At 54.6% G+C, this 696-nt stretch carries 1 protein-coding gene; it reads left to right on the top strand.

From position 1 onward, the window contains the following. Positions 1-696 (top strand): VirB4 family type IV secretion system protein (locus tag J5224_RS32905; RefSeq protein ID WP_413544764.1); only part of this gene is annotated, 696 nt, incomplete at both ends.

The following is a 696-nucleotide window of genomic DNA, read 5'->3' as shown; positions in this document are numbered from 1 at the left end:
CTGCCACCGACGAAACGCAATATCAGTTTTATCAGTCAACTGATAAAACTGTTGTGTACACGCAACGGCGCGACCATCTCACCCCGTGATGAACGCCGTCTGAATGACGCCGTGCTGGCGGTGATGAGTAATGAACCACAGTATCGCATCGATGGGATCACCCGTTTACTGGAGAATCTGCCAGAGCCTGCCACCCGGGAGGCGCAGGAGAACGGTCTGAATATTCGCCTGTCGCAGTGGGCGCAGGGTGGCGAGTTTGGCTGGGTGTTTGATAACGCATCAGACACCTTCGATATCAGCCACTGCGATAACTTCGGCATTGACGGCACGGAGTTTCTGGATGATGCAAACGTCTGTGCGCCGATCTCCTTTTACCTGCTGTACCGCATCACCACTCTGCTCGACGGCCGACGACTGGTTATCTTCATGGATGAGTTCTGGAAATGGCTACGGGATCCGATCTTTAAGGATTTCGCCTATAACCGCCTGAAAACCATCCGTAAGCTCAACGGTATGCTGGTTGTGGGGACCCAGTCCCCGGCGGAGATCATCAGGGATGAGATTGCGCCCGCCATCATTGAGCAGTGCGGAACACAGATCCTGGCAGCCAACCCCAGTGCGGACCGGGCGCACTATGTTGACGGGATGAAGTTTGAACCGGAAGTGTTCGATGTGGTGAAAAATCTGGATCCGCAG

Source organism: Candidatus Symbiopectobacterium sp. NZEC135, assembly GCF_025962695.1.
The sequence above is the reverse complement of the archived record's forward strand: the minus strand, read 5'-3'. Positions and strand labels throughout refer to the sequence as shown.